Annotated in this window: 18 protein-coding genes and 1 tRNA gene; 10 read left to right on the top strand and 9 right to left on the bottom strand. The window is 56.1% G+C overall.

Annotation, left to right across the window (positions count from 1 at the left end; all coding sequences use genetic code 11):
- Positions 1–18: 18 nt before the first annotated feature.
- The 7 genes from tkt to MKZ35_RS17640 form a co-directional block, all read right to left on the bottom strand.
- Positions 19–2,070: a transketolase gene (gene tkt / locus MKZ35_RS17670; protein WP_482514506.1), complete on the bottom strand. Its 2,052-nt coding sequence runs from the start codon at positions 2,068–2,070 to the stop codon at positions 19–21.
- An 81-nt stretch (positions 2,071–2,151) separates the two neighbouring features.
- A complete protein-coding gene (gene xylA, locus MKZ35_RS17665) occupies positions 2,152–3,483 on the bottom strand; it encodes a xylose isomerase (protein WP_482514505.1) in 1,332 nt (443 codons plus the stop codon).
- Complete coding sequence (locus MKZ35_RS17660) at positions 3,461–4,987, bottom strand: xylulokinase (protein ID WP_482514504.1); 1,527 nt, start codon at positions 4,985–4,987, stop codon at positions 3,461–3,463. Before MKZ35_RS17660 ends, xylA begins: the two co-directional genes overlap by 23 nt.
- Before the next feature lie 1,588 nt (positions 4,988–6,575).
- Positions 6,576–6,648 (bottom strand) — tRNA-Met (locus tag MKZ35_RS17655).
- A gap of 135 nt (positions 6,649–6,783) precedes the next feature.
- Complete coding sequence (locus tag MKZ35_RS17650; RefSeq protein WP_482514503.1) at positions 6,784–7,173, bottom strand: BamA/TamA family outer membrane protein; 390 nt, start codon at positions 7,171–7,173, stop codon at positions 6,784–6,786.
- Positions 7,101–7,997, bottom strand: coding sequence for a BamA/TamA family outer membrane protein (locus MKZ35_RS17645; protein ID WP_482514785.1), 897 nt, complete (start codon positions 7,995–7,997; stop codon positions 7,101–7,103). The genes MKZ35_RS17650 and MKZ35_RS17645 overlap by 73 nt, the downstream gene beginning before the upstream one ends.
- On the bottom strand, positions 7,910–8,626 hold the full coding sequence (locus MKZ35_RS17640; RefSeq protein ID WP_482514502.1) for a hypothetical protein: 717 nt from the start codon (positions 8,624–8,626) through the stop codon (positions 7,910–7,912). Before MKZ35_RS17640 ends, MKZ35_RS17645 begins: the two co-directional genes overlap by 88 nt.
- Positions 8,627–8,853: 227 nt before the next feature.
- Here MKZ35_RS17640 and MKZ35_RS17635 point away from each other — a divergent pair, with 227 nt between their 5' ends.
- The 7 genes from MKZ35_RS17635 (at position 8,854) to MKZ35_RS17605 (ending at position 14,079) form a co-directional block, all read left to right on the top strand.
- Positions 8,854–9,435, top strand: coding sequence for an RNA polymerase sigma factor (locus tag MKZ35_RS17635; RefSeq protein ID WP_482514501.1), 582 nt, complete (start codon positions 8,854–8,856; stop codon positions 9,433–9,435).
- 4 nt (positions 9,436–9,439) lie between these two features.
- The gene (locus tag MKZ35_RS17630) at positions 9,440–9,742 is read left to right on the top strand and encodes a hypothetical protein (protein WP_482514500.1); all 303 of its coding nucleotides are present in this window, start codon (positions 9,440–9,442) and stop codon (positions 9,740–9,742) included.
- A gap of 89 nt (positions 9,743–9,831) precedes the next feature.
- Positions 9,832–10,524: a ClpP family protease gene (locus MKZ35_RS17625; RefSeq protein WP_482514499.1), complete on the top strand. Its 693-nt coding sequence runs from the start codon at positions 9,832–9,834 to the stop codon at positions 10,522–10,524.
- A gap of 109 nt (positions 10,525–10,633) precedes the next feature.
- Positions 10,634–11,773, top strand: a complete 1,140-nt coding sequence (hemW, locus tag MKZ35_RS17620) for a radical SAM family heme chaperone HemW (protein WP_482514498.1) — start codon at positions 10,634–10,636, stop codon at positions 11,771–11,773.
- A 28-nt stretch (positions 11,774–11,801) separates the two neighbouring features.
- On the top strand, positions 11,802–12,275 hold the full coding sequence (locus MKZ35_RS17615; protein ID WP_482514497.1) for a hypothetical protein: 474 nt from the start codon (positions 11,802–11,804) through the stop codon (positions 12,273–12,275).
- 221 nt (positions 12,276–12,496) lie between these two features.
- Positions 12,497–13,180, top strand: coding sequence for an alpha/beta fold hydrolase (locus MKZ35_RS17610; protein ID WP_482514496.1), 684 nt, complete (start codon positions 12,497–12,499; stop codon positions 13,178–13,180).
- Between the two features lie 128 nt (positions 13,181–13,308).
- Positions 13,309–14,079 carry a cyclase family protein gene (locus tag MKZ35_RS17605; RefSeq protein WP_482514495.1) on the top strand — a complete coding sequence of 257 codons (771 nt, stop codon included), beginning with the start codon at positions 13,309–13,311 and terminating at the stop codon, positions 14,077–14,079.
- A gap of 119 nt (positions 14,080–14,198) precedes the next feature.
- Here the strand turns inward: MKZ35_RS17605 and rpmA are convergent, their stop codons facing one another.
- Together rpmA and rplU are read right to left on the bottom strand one after the other, a co-directional pair.
- Positions 14,199–14,489: a 50S ribosomal protein L27 gene (gene rpmA, locus MKZ35_RS17600; protein ID WP_482514494.1), complete on the bottom strand. Its 291-nt coding sequence runs from the start codon at positions 14,487–14,489 to the stop codon at positions 14,199–14,201.
- A 94-nt stretch (positions 14,490–14,583) separates the two neighbouring features.
- The gene (gene rplU, locus MKZ35_RS17595) at positions 14,584–14,889 is read right to left on the bottom strand and encodes a 50S ribosomal protein L21 (protein ID WP_133274414.1); all 306 of its coding nucleotides are present in this window, start codon (positions 14,887–14,889) and stop codon (positions 14,584–14,586) included.
- Between the two features lie 471 nt (positions 14,890–15,360).
- On the opposite strand from rplU, the gene MKZ35_RS17590 reads away from it, so the two are divergent.
- From MKZ35_RS17590 to MKZ35_RS17580, 3 genes are all read left to right on the top strand, one after another.
- The gene (locus MKZ35_RS17590) at positions 15,361–16,320 is read left to right on the top strand and encodes a ribonucleoside-diphosphate reductase small subunit (RefSeq protein WP_482514493.1); all 960 of its coding nucleotides are present in this window, start codon (positions 15,361–15,363) and stop codon (positions 16,318–16,320) included.
- Positions 16,321–16,811: 491 nt separating this feature from the next.
- The gene (locus tag MKZ35_RS17585) at positions 16,812–19,010 is read left to right on the top strand and encodes a ribonucleotide reductase N-terminal alpha domain-containing protein (protein ID WP_482514492.1); all 2,199 of its coding nucleotides are present in this window, start codon (positions 16,812–16,814) and stop codon (positions 19,008–19,010) included.
- Positions 18,902–21,577, top strand: coding sequence for a ribonucleoside-diphosphate reductase subunit alpha (locus tag MKZ35_RS17580; protein WP_482514784.1), 2,676 nt, complete (start codon positions 18,902–18,904; stop codon positions 21,575–21,577). The genes MKZ35_RS17585 and MKZ35_RS17580 overlap by 109 nt, the downstream gene beginning before the upstream one ends.
- The last annotated feature ends 113 nt before the right edge of the window (positions 21,578–21,690 follow it).

The raw sequence follows: 21,690 nt of genomic DNA, 5'->3' as shown, positions 1-21,690 counted from the left end.
CAGCGTAGTCATTGAGATTTACGAAAGAATTTCTTTGGGCTCAGTTTCGGCGGGCTTATCTACTAATAAGGCTTTGGCCTTCTCCACCACATTTTCTACCGTGAAGCCAAAAAAGGCCATCACTTCCTCGCCAGGGCCCGACTCGCCGAAGCGGTTCATGCTGATGACGGTGCCTTCGTCGGTCGCGTACTTGTGCCACCCAATGGGCGAACCGGCTTCAATAGTGACGCGCTTGCGCACGGTGGGGGGCAAAACTTGCTGCTGATAGGCCTTGTCCTGCAGCTCAAACAGTTCCCAGCTCGGCATGCTCACCACTCGCGCCGCTACGCCCTGCTTGTGCAGCTCCTGCTGCGCCTGCATAGCTAATGACACTTCCGAGCCGGTTGCAACCAAAATTAGCTGGGGCTTGCCGCCGTCGGCTTCGCTCAAAATGTAGGCGCCTTTGGCCACGCCTTCGCGCGCCGAGCCGTACTTCTCCTGGTCTAGGGTGGGCAGCTTCTGGCGCGACAAAATCAGCACCACGGGCGAGGCCGGCTTGGTCATAGCCACGCGCCACGATTCTACGGTTTCGTTGGCATCGGCGGGGCGCAGCACGATGATGTTGGGAATGGTGCGCAGCGCGGCCACTTGCTCAACCGGCTGGTGCGTGGGTCCGTCCTCGCCCAGCCCGATGCTGTCGTGGGTGAAGACAAACGTCACGGCCGATTCGGCTAGGGCGGTGAGGCGAATTGCCCCCCGCATGTAGTCGGAGAAGGTGAGGAAAGTGCCGCCATACACGCGCACGCCTCCGTGGCGCGACATGCCGTTGAGGGCGCCGCCCATGGCGTGCTCGCGCACCCCAAACCAGATGTTGCTCTTCTCGTAGCTGCCCGGCTGGAAGCTCAGGTCGCCGCCGGGGGGCATTTCATTGGAGCTGGCCAAGTCGGCAGAGCCGCCAAACAGGAAGGGAATCGTTTTCTTCAACACCCCGAGCGCCTTGCCCGAGGCCTGGCGGGTAGCAAAAGCGCCGTCGGCGGGCGTAAAGACTGGCAGCTCCGCGTCCCAACCAGCGGGCAGCTCACTCGCGTAGGAAGTCAGGAACAGCTCGCTTTCGGGCTTGAACTGCTGCTGGTAGGTTTCAAACTTTTGCTGCCACTCCTGCTGCAGCTGAGCGCCGCGCTGGCCGGGCTCAGCCAGATGCTCACGCACCTCGGCGGGTACGATGAACGAATCGTCGGGATTCCAGCCAAAAAACTCCTTGACTTTGCGCAGATTCTCGTCGCCCAACGGGCTGCCGTGCACTTTGCTGGTGCCTTCCTGCGGACTCCCAAAACCAATAATGGTCTTGATGGAAATGAGCGAAGGCATGTTCGTTTCGGCTTGCGCCGCGCGGATGGCCTGCTCAATTCCGTCCAGATCGTTGCCGTCCATCACGCGCTGGGTGTGCCAGCCGTAGGCCTCAAAACGCATCAATGGGTCTTCCGTGTAGGACAGATTGGTGGGCCCGTCGAGGCTGATGTCGTTGTCATCGTAGAGGTAGATGAGCTTGCCCAGCTTCAGATGGCCGGCCAGCGAAGCAGCTTCGGCCGCAATGCCTTCCATCAGGTCGCCGTCGCTCACAATGGAGTAGGTGTAGTGATTCACTACCTCGTGGCCGGGCTTGTTGTACAGCGCGGCCAAATGCGCTTCCGCCATGGCCATGCCCACGCCATTGGCGAAGCCCTGGCCCAGCGGGCCCGTAGTTACTTCCACGCCCGCCGTGATGTTGGACTCCGGGTGACCGGGGGTTTTGGAGTGCAGCTGCCGGAAGTTCTTAAGCTCCTCGAGCGGCAGATCGTAGCCGTATAGGTGCAGCAGGCTATAGAGCAGGGCCGAGCCGTGTCCCGCCGACAACACAAACCGGTCGCGGTCGGGCCAGGCGGGGTCCTGGGGGTTGAAACGCAAGAACCGCGACCACAGCACGTATGCCATAGGCGCGGCCCCCAGCGGCAAGCCCGGATGCCCGGAATTAGCCCGCTGCACCATATCTGCCGACAGCAGTCGGATAGTGCTTACACTTTGTTCTTCTACGAATACCTGCTTCTCAACCATACGGCGCTACAATTAGAATAAAAAGCCCCCCAGCCGCCCGGATTGCATCCTAAGCAGCCAGCCAGCTTGGTTTTACTCAGTTTAGATGTATTGGTTGATAATACTTTCCAGCCACTCCTGCTTACCACTGCGCATAGCAGGTTCACCCGAGGCGTGCGCGATGCGGCGCAGGTCTTCCAGCGTGAGCTGGCCTTGCTCGAAGGCAGCGCCGTCGCCGCCGTCAAATGAGGCGTAACGCTCGGTACGGAACTTACGGTAGGGCGACTTTTCCAGAATATCGTTGGCCGTTACCAGAGCGCGGGCAAACGTATCCATGCCGCTGATGTGGGCCACGAAAATGTCCTCCAGGTCGGTGGAGTTGCGGCGCGTTTTAGCGTCGAAGTTGATGCCGCCGGGCGTAATGCCGCCGTGCTCCAGAATGATGAGCATGCACTCGGTCAGCTCGTTGATGTTGTTGGGAAACTGGTCGGTGTCCCAGCCATTCTGGTTGTCGCCGCGGTTGGCGTCCATGCTGCCAAGCATGCTGGCGTCGGCGGCTACTTGCAGCTCGTGCTGGAAGGTGTGGCCGGCCAGCGTGGCGTGGTTTACTTCCAGATTCAGCATGAAATCTTGGTCCAGGCCGTATTCTTTCAGGAAGCCGATAACCGTGGCCGCGTCGAAGTCATACTGATGCTTGGTAGGCTCGGCGGGCTTGGGCTCGATGAAGAACTTGCCTTTGAAGCCCTGCTTGCGAGCGTAGTCGCGAGCCATGCCCAGGAAGCGGCCCATGTGTTCGAGCTCCCGCTTCATATTGGTGTTCAGCAGGGTCATGTAGCCCTCGCGGCCACCCCAGAACGTGTAGCCTTCCCCACCCAGCGCGATGGTCGCGTCGATGGAGTTTTTCACCTGCGTAGCCGCGTGCGCCACCACAGCAAAGTCGGGGTTGGTGCTGGCGCCGTTCATGTAGCGCGGGTTGGAAAACACGTTGGCCGTGCCCCAGAGCAGCTTTACGCCGCTGGCCTCCTGATGCGCTTTGGCGTAGTCAACAATGGCTTGCAGGTTGCGCTCATACTCTTGCAGAGATTCACCTTCGTCTACCAGGTCGATGTCGTGGAAGCAGTAGTAAGGTGTGCCAAGCTTGGTAAAAAACTCAAAGGCCGCATCCATTTTATCCCTGGCCCGGCCAATGATTTCGTGGTGCCGGTCCCAGGCAAACTGCTTGGTACCGGGCCCGAATGGGTCGCCGCCCGTGCCGGTGAAGGTGTGCCAGTACGAAACAGCGAAGCGCAGATGCTCCTTCATCGTTTTGCCCCCCACCACGCGGTTCTCGTCGTACCATTTGAAGGCCAGCGGATTGTCCGACTCGCGTCCTTCGAAGCGAATAGTGTCAATGCCTTTGAAAAATTCCGTCTTAGAAAGTGTGTTGGACGACATTTGTCTGGGTAGTTGTGTGTGAAAGAAACTGTTGAGTAAGAGCCTGATGCCAGCGGGCATAGGCCGATTGATATTGTTTTTGCAGCTCCGGCGTGGGCTCCAGCGTCAGAATACGTTCTAGGCCCCCGAAGGCCTCGGCTGGGCTGGCATACACTCCTACCCCGATGCCGGCCCCGCGGGCAGCGCCCTGGGCGGCGTCAGTGTTATAAAGCTCCAGCGTCACGTTACCGGTATTCACGAAAGCCTCGCGGAACACCGGGCTCAGAAACATGTTGGCGTTGCCGGCACGCACCTTTTGTACTTGTACGCCCATACTCCGCATGGTGTCCATGCCGTAGTTCAAGGCAAAGACAATTCCCTCCTGGGCCGCCCGCAACACATGGGCCTGCGAGTGGATATTGAAGCTCAAGCCGCGCAGCTCAGCATCGGTAGAGCGGTTTTCGAGAATGCGCTCCGCGCCGTTGCCGAAGGGCAAAAACAGCAGGCCCTCCGACCCAATTGGCGCTTGCGCGGCCAGTTGGTTCATTTGGTCGTAAGGAATTTCGCCTACTACTTTGCGCAGCCAGCTGTTCAGAATGCCGGTGCCGTTCATGCACATCAGCACGCCGTTGCGCGGCTGCTCGGGCGTGCTATTTACGTGGGCGAAGGCATTGACGCGCGAATGCGGATCGGAGGCGGGCGCGTCGGTGATGCCGTACACGACGCCTGAGGTGCCGGCCGTAGCAGCTATTTCGCCGGGCTGCAATACGTTGAGTGAGAAGGCATTGTTGGGTTGGTCGCCGGCGCGGTAGCTGATGGGCGTGCCCGCGTGCAAACCCAGTTCCAGCGCGGCTTCAGGCGTGAGTTGGCCCTGGGGGGCAAAAGTATCGACCACTTCGGGAAGCAGGTCGCGGCTGATGCCGTAATAATCAAGCAAGTCTTGGGCAATGGCCTGCTCCCGGAAATTCCAGAAAACGCCTTCTGATAAACCAGAAACAGTCGTCTGCATCTGGCCCGTGAGCTGGTAGGCGATGTAGTCGCCGGGCAGCTGAATTTTATAGATCTGCTCGTAGATAGCAGGCTCATTTTCCTTCACCCACTTGAGCTTAGAGGCCGTGAAGTTGCCGGGCGAATTGAGGAAGTTCTGGAGGCAATACTCCTCTCCTAGCTCCGCAAACGCCTGATTGCCAAAATCTACGGCGCGACTATCGCACCATATAATGGCGGGGCGCAACACTTTGCCGGCCTTATCAAGCAGCACGAGGCCGTGCATCTGGTAGGTGATGCCGATGCCCGCCACTAGCGACGCATTGAAGCCGTACTCGCTTTTCAGCTCCTGGGTAGCATTCACTACCTCCTGCCACCACCGCTCCGGCCGCTGCTCAGCCCAGCCTACCGCCTCCGCAGTGATTTCCATTTCCTTCTTCGGCGACGTGACGCTGGCCACGCACTTACCAGTATCCACGCTGACTAAGGCTACTTTGATGGAGGAACTACCAATATCATAGCCGAGCAGGTATTTCATGGGTGGAATGAGGTTAAAAAGTGGGGTATTCTGGCGCAGGAAGCGCAACTCTTATACGCGATAAAGTTCAATTTACAAGGACCTCAACAACTATCTATCCTGTTCAGCTAGCAGGTATTTGCTATCAGGTTTTTCGCGCTTCGGTATCCGAATATACACTACAAGTCTCGATTGCCTTTCTTATAGACGTTGGCAAATAAGCTTAATTTTCAAATAAAAATATCGCAAACGTTACCGAAAACACTTTCAATAGGAATTCTCAAAACGCAGGAATATAAAAGATAACCTTGGATTATCTTCGGATGATTAAGGGACGTGAGTTGGTCTTAATAAAAGTCAAACCGGAGGCTGCTTCGAGCTACTCCTAATTGCTGGTTGCACAGTGGAAGTAACAGTACTGCCTAGGCACTGAAGATCATTTATGCCCGTGATTTACTTGGGCTCTTACTCTCCGTATTCCTCCCAGCTCATTTGACAAGCAAAATGCTCCGCTGGGTGGGGGCCGCACGCAACATAGCTATCTTTTGGAGTATGGTGCCCATCGCACCTAATGGCTTAAGCTACCTGTCGGGTCCGGCTGACCAAGGTGCCTAAACCCGTGGATTTGAGAGCAAACTCCTCATGTAGATGACTTTGGCCCGGTATTGTCTTGGGATAAGTAGAAGTACCCACTGTGATTTACTCGTGGCAGTAGTACTTAATATTTTTTCCACCCCGGCCTTTATGGTCGACTTTCCTCCTTCGCTTATGTATACGCTACTATTGCAAGGGGGCGGTTCCATCGGCAGCGATGGCATGCGTCTACCCGTATAAATTGCGGCTTGGTTCAGCTTGTGCGAAAAATACGTATTGTCGATCTTTGCAGTCCGTAATTATACGAATTGATCATGCGTGTCACCTCACCCTTAAGCCCCCGCCAAGCGCATCGCTTGGCAATCTCGTTAGCGCTCTGCTTCCCTTCATGCTCCTTTCTCACGCCAGGACCTTACCAGCACGAACTGCTTGAGGCTTTCGTGCACGGGGAATTGACAATTGATCAAGTACTGGTGCACTTAGAGGCCCACGAGTATGCGCCTGAAAGGCGGTCAGCAGCGTACTTCGCGTAATGCCGGAGCACGCGCAGAGTGAAGTGCGTTTGCTTCTTCGCTTAGGCGCGGCCTGCGGAAGCATCCGCACCGCCCGTTGGTGACTTGAATGTTGGAAATTTTAACCTGGGTCCAGGTGGCGGTAACGAGCATGACCACGTTCCTCTCTGCCTCGTCGCGGCTCTTGGCGTAGAGTTGACACGTTTCCCACCGCTCAATACCCAGGCCTTAAGGGGGTAGGAGCCGTTGAGCAGCCCCGTTCTGACTTGATAGGTAAAGAATCAGAAGTGATTTACACCGTGAAATTCGTGTACCAGTCAATAACCGTTCACTTAGTGCGGATAGCCTGATAGCCTAGTTATTCAACGGAATTTCGGCTTGGTGAAATCGTACGCCGGTGAAGATTACGCTACACATTAGCGGCTTATAGCACACAGAAAACGGGTGTGTACCCTCGAAAAAACAAGAGGCCCTTTCCTATCAGGAAAGGGCCTCTTCTAAGGTAGCGGGGACAGGACTCGAACCTGTGACCTTTGGGTTATGAGCCCAACGAGCTACCAACTGCTCCACCCCGCACTGTTTGGTTCTGCAAATGTAAGAGGCTTTTTCGGAATTAGATGGTGTAGAGTTGTAAAAAGTTGTTTTTCTAGCCTTCTATACTGATAATCAGCCGTTTTATTCTCTCGCAAAGTCATGATTGATAGCCTGATTCTAAAAGCGGCTGGTGATACCGAAGTGAATTTTGGAGGCATTGAGCGCCAATTTTTGATTTAGCTGCTCCGAACGCCCAAGAGAATAAACCAGTTGAAAAAGGCCGGCCCCAGTACGAAAGCTGATGCCTGCCCCTACCCCCGTGGGAACGTCTTCGTTGGTAGCTTGATTTAGCTTACGGTGCAAATAAGCCTGATCTACGAAGAGAAATACGAAGGAATCGGGGCCGGTGAACTGGCGGTACTCCAGGGTGCCAACGGCGTAAGAGCTGGCGTAAAAAGCAAATTCGCTGAAGCCGCGCAGGGTAGCCAGGCCACCTAAGCGAAACAAGTCGTTGAGAAACAGCCGGTCGTTGAGCAACGATTCGCCCCGCACCCGGCCCAGCAGCACACCGTTGCGGCCAATTGGGTAATAGTACTCGGCGCGGCCGCCCAGGGTAACCTGGGTGGAGCGCAGGGGCAAGCGGGTATAAAGCGAGTCGTTGAGGTCGGTGTTTTTGCTGATGCGCTTATTGCCGACGGCGGCCAGACCGCTAAAAAAGCCCCCCGACGCGGAAAATACAGGTCATCAAGCGTATTTTTTGAATAATCGAGGCCGTAGGAGGTGTACTCAGAATCGATGTTTTCGGGTAAAGCGGTGAACTCCCGGAACGTGGAATCGGAGAGCAGACGCGAGCTGCGAAACTCGGTGAAGAAGCTGATGCGCCCGGCCCGCGCCGTAGGATACGTAACCTGCAGGCGAGGCCGCAAGGTCAGAAAGGCGTCGGACTGGCGGTAGAGGTTAAAATTGCCCCCCAGCTCCAGGGGTGAGCCAAAGAAATTGGGATGCACATATTGGGCGTCCAGAAGCTGGGAGGCGGCGTCTACTTTGCGCCATTGCAAGCCAAGCTGCTTGCCCCCACCACGAATGTTGCGCAGGTTAATAGTCACGTCGCCGGTGAGCTGCACTTTGTTCTGACCCGGTCCGGGGTTTGGGTTGGGCAGCACGCCTACAATGGCGTCGAACTGGTTGGCGGGACGGTCGTCGAGGAGCAAGTACACCCGCGCTTTGCCTTGCGCGAAACGTACTTCGGGCTCGGCTTTTACCTGCAGGTACGGAAGTTGGCGCAGCAAGCGGGCGGCAGCTTCTACGCGCTGCTGGCTGTAGGGTTGGTTAGGAAAAATCTGTAAGTAGCGGAGCAGGAATTGCGTTCGGGTTTTCGTATTTCCCAGCACTTGCAAGGAGTCGAATACGATGACAGGGCCGCGGTCGAGCACCACGCGGCCTTCAATATCGGAGCCGGTGAGAGCCACGGAATCGAGACGCACGGTGGCAAAGGGTAACCCTGATTTTCAGCCTCAGCCAGTACGCGCTGCTGGAGCTGGGCCCACTCCTGGGGACGAAAGGGCTGGTCGCGAAAGAACTTTTCCCGGTAGCCAGCCTTGGTGAGCAGACCGTCGCCGAGGTTGCCATTGCGTAGCCGTGCCCAGCGGAACTGTTCGCCTATATGCAGGCGCACCTGCACCGTGTCGCGACTCCAGCGCATGGTGTCGGCCGAGGCAGTGAGGTAAGCGTCCGTTTGCAGGGCCAGTACCAGGTCGCGGATGGTGCGCAGGGCGGCGAGCGAGTCGGGGGCGCTGGGGCGAAATCGGTAGCGTCTCAGCGTGGACTGGTCGGCCTCCTCTGTGCTGAGCTGGATGAATTTTGCCCCCCGAAATGGTTTGCGCAGCCGCGCGGCGCTGGTATCGGAGCGGGCCGGGGGCAGCGGCGGCGTCTGCAAGGCAGGCTGGCCGGGCGCGGCTGGGGTGGGCGTTATCTGCGCCTGTACCGCGCCCAACCAGCCGACCAGCAGCAGACTTAACACACAGCGAAAGAGGGCGCGGGCAACCATTGGGGCAAAGAACGGGGACCGGTAGCACTTAATTTCAGGAGCTTCCCTAAAAGCAACCTAGCACCTGAAAGTGCGGCCTTTAGCTACTGCTGGTTTTGTGTTAGCAAGAAACCATTATAAGAACCTGAGCTTCACTTTCTTTCTTAACGGAGGGTGATACTTGCGATGAAAAAGGATTAACCACCAGACTGCTCGCTCCCATGAAACCACAGCCTCCATCCCAGACAATGCCAACAGCCGCGCTTCGGCAGGCATTGCAGCATGATCGTGAAGCCACGCTTACCCAGCTTTACCGGCACACTTTTCCGATGGTGCGGCGGCAAGTGAAGCAGCTAGGCGGCACGGAGCAGGATGCCCAGGATGTATTTCATGATGCGCTGGTTGTGTTTTACGAAAAGGCCGTGGGCGGCACGTTGGTTCTGACGGCTTCGGCCAGCACGTATCTGGTGAGTATTAGTCGGAACCTGTGGCGGCAAGAGCTAAGCCGCCGCCACCGGCAGCCTGCTATGGAGTGGCCGGAGGACATGCAGGCGGCCGATGATACGGCGCTGGTCACGCCCGAGTCGGAAGAGGCGTTTTCGGTGCTGGCGTATGTGGAGCAGCTGGGCGAGAAGTGTAAGAGCATTCTGCTTTCCTTTTACTATTTCCAGCAGCCTTTGGAGCAGATTGCGGCCACGCATCACTACCGGAGTGTGCGCTCGGCAACGGTGCAAAAGTTTAAGTGTCTGGAGCGGCTGCGTAAATCAGTGCGAGCCCTGCGGGCAGAACTATTAGCCTACTAACACTATGCGACCAGAGTTAGAGCGACTGCAACAGATTGAGCAGCAGCTTTTGGCTGTTTCGCCGCCGCTTGACCAAGCTAGTTGGGAGGTGCAGCTGCTACTTGACACCGATTTGCGTGCTGACATGGACGCGCAGCGCCTGCTCTACCAAGGAATTTTCTTGGCTGGTCAAAAGCAATTGCGCCGCGAGCTGGCCCTACTTCACCAGCGCCTGTATGGCCCGCGCCGTGGTAGCTGGATTCAGACGGCCGCGGCCAGTTTATGCTCTTTTCTGATGCGCCGCCTACGTGGCCGTGCTTCTGGCTGAGCCAATTTTCATTCCGCTCCTCACTTCTTATCGCACAAGGTAGCCTGTGCGCGGAAGATTTGTGTGCCTACTATTTAGCCTTTGTACTTATGTTGACGAAACAAGAATTCCGCAAGTTTGCCGTCAAAGGCCAGGGCCTGAGCGGCCTGGGCGTTGATCAGTACCTGCACCATATAGAAGGTCAGACCAGCCACTTTATTACGAACATGACCCGCTCGGTGATTGAGGAGCGCCCTACGCGATTCGCCGAAATTGACGTATTCTCCCGCCTGATCATGGACCGCATCGTGTTTCTGGGCACCGCGGTGGATGACCAGATTGCCAACATCATCACGGCTCAGTTGCTCTTTCTGGAGTCCGCGGATGCCAAGAAGGACATTCTGCTTTACGTTAACTCGCCCGGTGGCTCGGTATACGCCGGGTTCGGTATCTACGACACTATGCAGTATGTGGGCCCCGACGTGGCTACTATCTGCACGGGGTTGGCGGCCTCGATGGGGGCTTTTTTGCTGGCGGGCGGCGCGCTGGGCAAACGCTCGGCCCTGCCCCACGCCCGCGTCATGATTCACCAGCCCTCAAGTGGCGTGCAAGGCCCTTCGGCCGACATTGAAATTACGGCCCGCGAAGTGGTGAAGCTGCGCCAGGAGCTCTACGCTATTTATGCCGAACGCACTGGCAAAACCTACCAGCAAATCCACGACGACTCGGACCGCGACTACTGGTTGCGGGCCGATGAAGCCAAAGAATACGGCCTGATTGATGAGGTATTGGAGCGTAAATAAGCGAGGAGGAATCCGGGTTTAGGTAGCTTGCCGATTAATCAGAAAGAACTGAGCTAAACTAATTACACAGTTCGGGCTGTTATCCGGTACGCTCCCCTTCCTCTTCCGAATGCCTGGTCTTTACCTCCACATCCCCTTTTGCAAACAAGCCTGCCACTACTGCGACTTTCATTTCAGCACCTCTATGGCGCTGAAAGGCAGGCTGGTAGAAGCACTGGTGCGGGAGCTGGAGCTGCGCCATGAATACCTCGGGCCTCAGGCCACGCTCGACACTATTTACTTCGGCGGTGGCACTCCGTCGCTGCTAACGGGGCCCGAGCTGGATACTTTATTTGCGGCCATTCACCAGCACTTTAAAATTGCCCCCCAGGCCGAAATCACCCTCGAAGCCAACCCCGACGACCTTACCGCCGACAAGCTACGTGATTTGGCCGCTTCGCCCATTAACCGCCTGAGCATCGGGTTGCAAAGTTTCCACGAACCTCATTTGCGGCTTATGAATCGGGCCCACTCCGCTACCGATTCAGCAAGGTGCGTGCGGCTGGCCCAGGACGCGGGCTTTGAGAATATCTCGGTAGATTTAATTTACGGCGTGCCCGCCCCGGATCACGGCATTTGGGAGCAGGATATGGCGGCGGCGTTCGCGCTGCAAGTCCCCCATTTATCCTGTTATGCGCTTACTATTGAGCCCGATACGGTGTTTGGGCGGCGCCTGCGCAAAGGGCAGTTTACCCCGCCGCCCGACGACTTCGTGGCCCGGCAGTTTGAATTGCTCCTGGCAGAAATAGCCGCTCACGGCTATCAGCAGTACGAGATTTCCAACTTCTGCCGCCCCGGCCGGGAGTCGCGCCACAACTCGAACTACTGGCGTGGCGTGCCTTACCTGGGGTTGGGGCCGAGCGCCCATTCCTTCAACGGAGCAAGCCGGGAGTTCGCCGTAGCGAACAATACGCGCTACGTAACCAGTCTGTTAGAGCAGGACGAAGTGCCAACGACACGCGAATTACTTTCTCCTACCGACCGCGCCAACGAATACTTAATGACGAGCTTACGCACCGCTCGCGGTTGCGATTTAGCCCTACTACGGCAGGAATTTGGCGTCGATTTGCGCACTCAACGTGCTGATTACTTGCATGGTTTGCAGCAAAACAACTGGGCCACCCTTCACAATGAAGTTTTGGTGCTGACAGATCAGGGTAAACTGCTTGCCGACCACATCACCCTGGAATTATTTCAGGACCTTGGCTAAATCGACAAAATCAGCGTAATCTGTGCCTATGGAACGCCTGATTGATGCCCTCGCTGACGACGCCGACTTTTTTGTCGAGCACGTTCAAATCACCGCCATCGTCTTTGACACCACCGACGACGTGACCGTCTGGGCGACTACTTATTTTGATAACAATCTGCATTTCTTTCACTTAGGCCTGCAATTCCCGGCGCTGGATTTATTACTACGACTGGCGGGCGAGCGGGCGGAGGCCTTACAGGAGGAAGTTGCCGACGCCTTGGCCACCGTCACGGAGTGGCCCTGCCTGCTGGAGTACACCACCGAAGAAAAGCCCCCCGTACCTCTCCTAAACGTGGCTATGAAGCTGGCCTGTACTTATCCGGCTACATTGGTAGATGACGATGATGAAGGCGAGGAGGAAGAGGGCGCAGAGGAAGACGAAAGCGAGGACGATGACGCAGAAATTGCCCCCCACAACATCTTTTACCTGGAAGGTGTGTATCTGCGGCTGGAACCGTAGGTGTTGGTATTGTCGGTTATAGAGTTGAAGAACCTCTTTTTTCTTAGGCGAGACAAATACAACAAAAGAACGTCATGCTGACGAAGGAAGCATCTCGCTCGCTTTGTTGATTAGCATGGCAACATCAGCACACGAGATGCTTCCTTCGTCAGCATGACGTTCTGGTTTTAAGTAGTTGTTCAGTACTAGTTTAAACGCCCTTTTACCTTTCTAAACACTCCATGTTCTACCTGATTCCTGGTCTTGGAGCTGATGAGCGTGTTTTTCGTAAGCTACGGCCCTTACTGCGCGAACCATCTCAGGTGCTGGAATGGCTGAAGCCGATTGGCGATGAGCCATTGCCGGACTATACGCGGCGCATGGCGGCGACAATTCCGAAAGATCAGGCTTGCTTTATAGTCGGGGTATCATTTGGAGGAACAGTAGCCTTAGAAATCTGCCGCATTCGGCCTCGCGCCTGTGCTGTGCTGGTGTCCAGCATTCCAAATGCTGACCGCTTGCCTTCCCTGCTCCGCCTTATTCGGGCTACGCGGGTGTACAAATTGGTGCCGCCGCCCTTATTCAAGCTTTTTCCGTGGGCGGGGCGCTGGTATTTTGGTATTGATGACAACCTGGAATACCAGGTATTCAAGGCTATTCTGCGCGATATGGACTCGGCTTATACCAGTTGGGCTATCAAGCGCCTGCTGCATTGGGACAGCACCGGCGTCGGTAGCTGCGTGCAGATTCTGGGCTCCCGCGACCGGGTTTTTCCGCCTTCTTCTGCACCCATCGACTATCTTATTCCCGGCGGCACCCACTTTATGGTTCTCACACACGCTGAGCAAATCAGCCATATTCTGAATGACTTGCTGCGCCAACAACAGGCTACGAGTAATGTATGGGCGGCTTGCAGCCGCCCGTAGGAACGTCCCATCCATGTCCGAATTAGTGGCACTAGCTTGGTACGAATCATTTTTTTGTAGTCGCCTGCAACCGTGAAAACGGGCGGCTGCAAGCCGCCCCTACAGCTACACCACTTTATATTTACTTGATGCTCGCCACCTACCCCTACCAGGGCCATACCTTCTCCTTTGATCCCAGCGCACCTTTGGATATTTCGCTGACGCTGGCACCCGGCCCGAATCAAGTGAATTGCTTTTGGGCTGAGTCAGTGCAGTTTGACACGATTCGGGTGGGTGATTTTGTGGGGAGCGTGGCCGAGGGTGGTAGCACCAATTATAAGAGAGTGCACCTTACACCCCACGGCAACGGTACGCATACGGAGTGCTACGGACACATTTCCACTGATCCGGAGGCGACTATCAACCGCTGCCTGCGCCGCTTTTTATTCGTGGCACAACTTATTTCCGTCGAGCCACGCCAGCACGCGAATGGTAACCAGGTAATCATGCTAGCAGATGCGCAGTCGGCGCTGGGGGGCGTTTTTCCGGACTCTGAGGTGTTGCCGGAAGCTATTATTCTGCGGACGCTGCCCAATCATAAGGCCAAGCGTACGCGCCAGTATTCCGGCACTAATCCTACTTATATAGAGCCGGCGCTGGCCCAGTATCTGGCCGAACACCACATCGAGCACCTTCTGCTTGATCTTCCCAGCGTAGACCGGGAGGAAGACGGCGGCCAGCTGCTTGCTCATCATGCCTTTTGGCAATACCCGCATCATACCCGGCGCAGCAGTACTATTACCGAGCTAATTTTCGTGCCCGATGAGTTGAAAGACGGCTTATATCTGCTTAATCTACAGATCACCAGTCTGGAGCTGGATGCCAGCCCAAGCAAGCCAGTACTGTACCGGTTGAGCTAATTTTATTCCCAACTCAACAACAAGAACGCAAAAAAGCCCCCCAGGCAAATCTGGGGGGCTTTTTGATTGTCTCATCTTCTCCACGAAATCTGTGGAGAGCAACCAACTAGTGATTCAGACTAAGCAGCAGTTGCTTCGGTCAGTTCGGCGTCGCTGACAATGGGCACTACCGATACGAACGAACGATCCATGCGGCCCTTGCGGAACTGCACGGTGCCGTCGACCATAGCGAACAGGGTGTGGTCCTTGCCGATACCCACGTTCTGGCCGGGGTGATGCTTGGTGCCACGCTGACGAACGATGATGTTGCCAGCAATAATGCCTTGACCGCCGAAGATCTTCACGCCCAAGCGCTTAGAATGCGATTCGCGGCCGTTGTTAGATGAGCCGACGCCTTTCTTATGTGCCATTGTTGTATGTGTTGTGCGTTATGGGTGTTGTCTTGTCTGATGGCAATTCCGAGTTGAATAGTATTCCCACCCAGCAACCAATCAGTCAATTCAATTACCCGATGCTGTTGACCATTACTTTGGTGTAGTCCTGACGGTGGCCGTTGAGCTTCTTATAGCCCTTACGACGCTTCTTCTTGAACACCAATACTTTGTCACCTTTTACTTGGGCCAAGATGGTACCCTTCACTTTCACGTCCAGGAACGGAGCGCCGATAGTGAGCGAACCGTTATTGTCGGTCAGGAGCACGTTGCCCAGCTCAACTACGTCTCCGACGTTGCCGGCTAGTTTGTGGGTATAAACAAATTTCTCGGCTTCGACCTTGGTCTGCTTGCCAGCTATGTTGACGATTGCGTACATCGGCGTCTCGCGTGTTTTAAAAATGGGAAGGCAAAAGTAACAGGTTTAAGATTCAAAACCAAACCTAACTCTTTAGTCTTCATTTGGTCGGCTGTTCGAAACGAATTTCTGCCAAGCTTATCGGGAGACTTACAGAAGCGCGCACCGGGCACGCGAATACACTTTTTGTGGATAAGTTGGATTGTCCACAGGCCGAATGTTGATAAGTATTCAAAATTCGGGCGTTTTGGGGGCAATTTAGGCCGCTGCCACAAATTTCTTTCCAATAGTTGATCCGTAAGCCCGAAGAAAATTTAACCGAAGAAAATGATTTTCGGGGGGCATTTTGCCGGCTGCCGGGTTTATATTTGATCCCATAACCGGTCAAATTTTATCTAAAGCCGGCCCAAACATTTCTGTTTGCCGCTAGGTTGGCAAACCACAAGCCGATCATATTTCTGGTCGCGTTTCACCTTCAATACGCTATCTGCTATGGAACCTCTGCTCGTCGAAAACCCCAACCGCTTCGTGCTTTTCCCCATCCAGAACGACGACGTCTGGCAATTCTACAAGAAGGCGGAGGCCTCCTTCTGGACCGCCGAGGAAATCGACCTCTCCCAGGACCAGAAAGACTGGGAAAACCTCAACGACAACGAGAAGCACTTCATTTCCCATGTGCTGGCTTTCTTCGCCGCCTCCGATGGCATCGTGAACGAGAACCTGGCCGTGAACTTCATGCAGGAGGTGCAGATGCCCGAAGCACGCTGCTTCTACGGCTTCCAGATTATGATGGAAAACATCCACAGCGAGACCTATTCGCTGCTGATCGACACTTACATCAAAGACCCCAAGGAGAAAGACCGCCTCTTCAACGCCCTCGAAACCGTGCCGTGCGTGAAGAAAAAAGGCGAGTGGGCCCTGAAATGGATCAACTCTGAAGACTTCGCCGAGCGCATCATCGCCTTCGCGGCCGTGGAGGGCATTTTCTTCTCCGGCTCCTTCTGCTCTATCTTCTGGCTCAAAAAGCGCGGTCTGATGCCCGGCCTCACCTTCTCCAACGAGCTGATTTCCAGAGACGAAGGCCTGCACTGCGACTTCGCCTGCTTACTTTACGGCTACCTCCAGAACAAGCTTTCCGAGGAGCGCGTGCACAGCATCATCCGCGACGCGGTGCAGATCGAGCAGGAGTTTGTGACGGATGCACTGCCCGTGAACCTGATCGGGATGAACGCCAAAAACATGGCGCAGTACATCGAGTTCGTGGCCGACCGCCTACTTGAGTCGCTGGGCTACAGCAAGATCTACAACGCCTCCAACCCCTTTGATTTCATGGAGATGATCTCGCTACAGGGCAAAACCAACTTCTTCGAGAAGCGCGTGGCTGAGTACCAGAAAGCCGGCGTGATGAGCGAGCGTACCGAGAATGCTTTCTCGCTGGACGAGGATTTTTAAGTTGTTGATTCTTAATAAGAAAGCCCTCCAGTGTTGGCTGGGGGGCTTTTTTGTTGCTCAACGATTGGCCTCACCCCTAGCCCCCTCTCCCAGGGGAAAGGAGGGACTAGTTTTTAGTATTTCTAGATTAGTGGTGCTTTCTAGAAATATAGTGTTTAGAGCTAGTCCCCCCTCTCCCCTGGGAGAGGGGCCGGGGGTGAGGCCAATCGTTGAATATCTCTACCAAATTTCCCCTAACAGTACAACCCAATTTGCCCAGCAAAATTTAGCACCAATCCCCTAGCGCCACCCATCAAATTTGCCCCCCAGCGCCATATTTTAGGACTATGTGGATAACTTCTGTTGATAAGTCTTGTCCTACCCAATAGATAGAAATATCTTCCGCAACGATTAGCCGCATCCTACGGCTGCTTACCTCCCTTTCCTGACCCAACTGCCTGCTCTTGGCTGAGCCGGCAAACTCATATCCAACTACCAAAACACCCACGCTTATGCTGGTAATTAAACGCGACGGCCGGCGCGAATCCGTGAAATTTGACAAAGTCACGGCGCGCATCGAGAAGCTCTGCTACGGGCTCAACATGGTGTATGTCTCGCCCATTGAGGTGGCTAAAAAGGTCATCGATGGCATCTACGACGGCGTGACGACCATTGAGCTAGACAACCTGGCGGCCGAAACCGCCGCCTCACTCACTACCAAGCACCCGGACTACGCCATTCTGGCGGCCCGCATCGCGGTGAGCAACCTGCACAAGGTCACGAGTAAGTCGTTCAGCAGCACCATGAAGCGGCTGTACACCTACGAGGACCCCAAGACGGGCGAAAACGCCTCGCTTATTGCCAAAGACGTGTGGGAAGTTATCCACAAGCACGCGGCTACCCTCGACTCGGCCATTCTGTATGACCGCGACTACAGCTACGACTACTTCGGGTTTAAGACCTTGGAGCGCAGCTACCTGCTGCGCGTAGATGGCAAAGTGGTGGAGCGGCCCCAGCATATGCTCATGCGCGTGGCCATCGGCATTCACAAGGACGACATCGACTCGGCCATTGAGACCTACGAGCTGATGAGCGAGCGGTGGTTTACCCACGCCACGCCTACCCTGTTCAACGCCGGCTCGCCCAAGCCGCAGTTGTCGTCGTGCTTCGCGGCCGGCACCAAAGTCTTTACCGTGAACGCGGGGGTGAAGGATATTGAGGAAGTTGAAATTGGCGATTTGGTTGTAACCCACCGTGGCAACGTGAAGCCCGTAGTACAGCTACATAAAAATCCGCTCAACGGCCGACAGCTTTACAAGCTCCGCGCTTTCGGCTCGCCCGCGCTTTCGGTTACGGGTAACCACCGCTTCTGGTCGGTTACGAAGGAGCAGTTGGGCTGGGGCGAGCAGCCGCAGTGGAACGCTACGGAAGCCCTGCGCGAAGGCGACTACGTGGCTATTCCCAACAAAACCGAGGCCTACGTGCCCGAGGAGCTGGATTTGGCCGACAGCCTGCCTACCGGCTACGGCGGCATTGAGCTGGAAATAGAGCAGGATGAGGACTGGCTGTATCCACGGTCCGTGTGGGAGCGGGGCCACCAGCTCAACGCCACGGATACGGCGGTGCGGGTTTCGCGCAAGCACAGCCCCGTGAAGCGGCGGGTGCGCGTGAACAAGGACTTTGCCTTTTTACTAGGCGTCTGGCTGGGCGATGGCCACGTCATGCTGGGGCGCAACGCCCAGAAAACCCACCAGTTCGTGCGCGGCATTGGCTTCACGGCCCACCACGAAGCTTACGAGCTGATCGGCCGGATCACGGCGCTCTGTGAAGAGGTTTTTGGGGTGAAGGCAGCCGTCAGCGCCCCGACCAGCACCAACACGGTCAGCATCAGCGTAAGCTCCCACGTAGTAGGTCAGCTGTTTGACCAGCAGTTTGGTAAGCGGTTCGATGGCAAGAAGCTTTCCCCACTCATGTACCGCTGGGACGCGCCAATGGTGCAGGCGTTTATGGAGGGCCTGACCACCTCCGACGGGTGCGTAACCCCATGCGGCGACGTGCGCATTACGATGTCGAATGTAGGTTTGGTAAAGGAAATCTTTGCCTTGTGCCGCAACGTGGGCATGGAGGTTTCCTATTCTGAGGCGCAAGCCATCAAACAGGGAGCCACGGCCCGCACTGCCCGGATTTCGCTGCCCAAGCAGTCGGTGCTGCTGACCAACGTGTACAAGCAGTACACGGACAATCGCCTGGAGCGGATGCGGGAGAAGGAGTCGCATTCATCGCACATAAAGGAGATAAACGGACAGAAGTTTCTGCGCATCAGCGAGAAAGTCAAACGTAGCGACCAGCCCGAATTCGTGTACACGCTGGGAGTAGCCGACGACCATTCCTACTGCGTGGAAGGCGTAATGGTCGAAAACTGCTTTCTGCTCACCATGAAGGACGACAGCATCTCGGGCATTTACGACACGCTGAAGAACTGCGCCCAGATTTCGCAGTCGGCGGGCGGTATTGGCCTGAGCATTCATAACGTGCGGGCCACGGGCTCCTACATCAAGGGCACCAACGGCACTTCCAACGGCATCATCCCGATGTTGAAGGTATTCAACGACACGGCCCGCTACGTGGACCAGGGGGAGGAAAGCGCAAAGGCGCCTTCGCCATCTACATCGAGCCTTGGCATGCTGATATCTTCGACTTCCTGGATTTGAAGAAAAACCACGGCAAGGAAGAAAACCGCGCCCGTGACCTGTTCTACGCCCTCTGGACGCCCGACTTGTTCATGAAGCGCGTGGAGGACAACGGCGACTGGACCCTAATGTGCCCCAACGAGTGCCCCGGCCTGGGCGACGCCTGGGGTGAGGACTTCGAGCGCCTGTACCGCAAGTACGAGAAGGAAGGCCGCGGCCGCAAGACCATCAAGGCGCAGGAGCTGTGGTTTGCCATTCTGGAAAGCCAGACCGAGACCGGCACGCCCTACATGCTGTTCAAGGACGCGGCCAACCGCAAGTCGAACCAGCAGAACCTGGGCACCATCAAGTCGTCGAACCTGTGTTGCATTGCCGCCGACCAGCGTGTACCGACCAATAAAGGAATGCTTACCATCGGCGAGCTGTATGCCGACGGCACCGAGAGTCTGGTCGTGGGTCGGGAGCGCATCGAAACCGCCTCGGAGATGTACCTGCCCCGGCCTAATGCCGAGATGGTTAACATCATCACGCAGGAAGGCTACACCCACAAAGTAACCCCCGACCATAAAGTATGGGTGGAAAACGTGGGCTGGCGCGAAGCCCAGGAACTGCAAGCAGGCGACAAGCTCAGCATTCAGCAGATCGAAGGCTTGTGGGGCCAGGGCAAGTTTGAGGACGAAGCCTTCCTGGCCGGCCTCATCGCCGGCGACGGCACCTTCGGCAACAAGAACGTCTTCATTGATATTTGGGATAACGCGCTAGGGCTACGCTCGGAAATTGAAGCCGCCGTAGAGCGCGTGATTGAAAAATACGATGGCCTCCTGGATTACGCGCGCCTCACTGGCCACGAGCACGCCGCTACCTACGCTCCCGCCCAGCGGCCGAAGTTCCGGCTGTGCGCCACGCAGGATAACAGCACCAAATACCGCCTCTCGTCCAGCATTCTATTCCGCATTTTTGAGACGCTGGGCTTTACCCGCGCCAGCAAGCTGCGCGTACCGGAATTCGTGTGGAAAGGCAGCAAAAAGACGGTTTCCCGCTACCTGGAAGGTTTGTATATGGCCGACGGCACCGTGCAGGCCGGCGAAATCACGACCTGCTCACTGGCTTCGGTCAAGAAGTCATTGTTGGAAGAAGTGCAGCTGTTGTGGGCCAATTTTGGCGTGAAAGCCTCACTTACGCAAATGCGGGACGCGTCGTCGCGCTTGCTCCCTGATGGCCGCGGTGGCTACGCGATGGCGGAGTGCCAGCCGCTCTACCGCCTGCTGCTTACCTCCATTAAAGGCTGCCGCATCGCGGAGCGGGCTACGCGTTTAGGTGAATATCGTGGCAACGCGACGTACTTACAAAACCTCACTAAAGACGGCTACAAGCAAAAGCTGCACGCCACGTTTGAGCGCTTGGAGCGTCTGCCCAACGAAGACGCCTACTGCCTCATCGTGGACTCGGAGGAGCACTCCTGGACGGTGAACGGCTTGGTTACCAAGAACACCGAGATTATGGAGTACACCGACGAGCACGAAATTGCCGTCTGCAACTTGGCTTCGCTGGCCTTGCCGCGCTTCGTGAAGGAAGGCGAGCAGAAGGGCCAGCTGGTGTTTGACCACCAGAAGCTGTACGATGTCACGTACCACGCTACCAAAAACCTGAACAAGGTTATTGATATCAACTATTACCCCGTGCCTGAGGCCGAGCGCTCCAACCGCCGCCACCGCCCCATCGGGCTGGGCGTGCAAGGGCTGGCCGATACGTTTATTGCGCTGCGGATGCCTTTCGAGAGCGACGAAGCCACGGGCCTGAACAAGGACATCTTCGAGACCATCTACTTCGCGGCCTGCACGGCTTCCATGGATTTGGCCAAGAAAAATGGCCCCTACGAGACTTTCGCCGGCTCGCCCATGAGCCAGGGCAAGTTTCAGTTCGACCTCTGGGACGTGACGCCCGACTCGGGCCGCTGGGATTGGGAAGCGCTGCGCGCTCAGGTAATAGAGCACGGCATGCGCAACTCCCTGCTGGTGGCGCCTATGCCCACGGCCAGCACCGCCCAGATTCTGGGCAACAATGAGTCGTTTGAGCCTTACACCTCCAACATCTACGTGCGGCGCGTGCTGAGCGGGGAGTTTATGGTGGTGAACAAGCACCTGCTCAAGGACCTCATCAAGCTCGGCATCTGGAACGAGCAGATGAAGAACGAAATCATTGCCGCCAACGGCTCGGTGCAGAACATCGCTCGCATCCCGCAGCACATCAAAGACCTGTATAAGACGGTGTGGGAAATCTCCCAGCGCCGCATTATCGATATGTCGGCCGACCGGGGGGCATTTATTTGCCAGAGCCAGAGCCTGAACCTGCACGTGATGAACGTGAACTTTGGCAAGCTCACCAGCATGCACTTCCACAGCTGGAAGAAGGGCCTCAAAACCGGCATGTACTACCTGCGCACCAAAGCCGCCGCCGACGCCATCAAGTTCACGGTGCAGAAACAAGCCGCCGAGACCCTGGAGCCGCTGAACGTAGCCGCCCAGAACGCTTCGGATATGTCTTGCTCGCTGGATAATCCGGAAGGGTGCGAGGCTTGCGGGTCGTAGAGGAATGTTTGGAGGCTACAAGGTTGATTTTGGCAAAGTAAATTGGAATTGGTGCCACAGCTTAAATATCCAGATGGACGAAATAGAGGAGGTTCTGGAACTACCTGATCCCT

The organism is Hymenobacter sp. R533113 (assembly GCF_056835965.1).
This window is presented reverse-complemented; position numbering and strand designations above follow the sequence as displayed.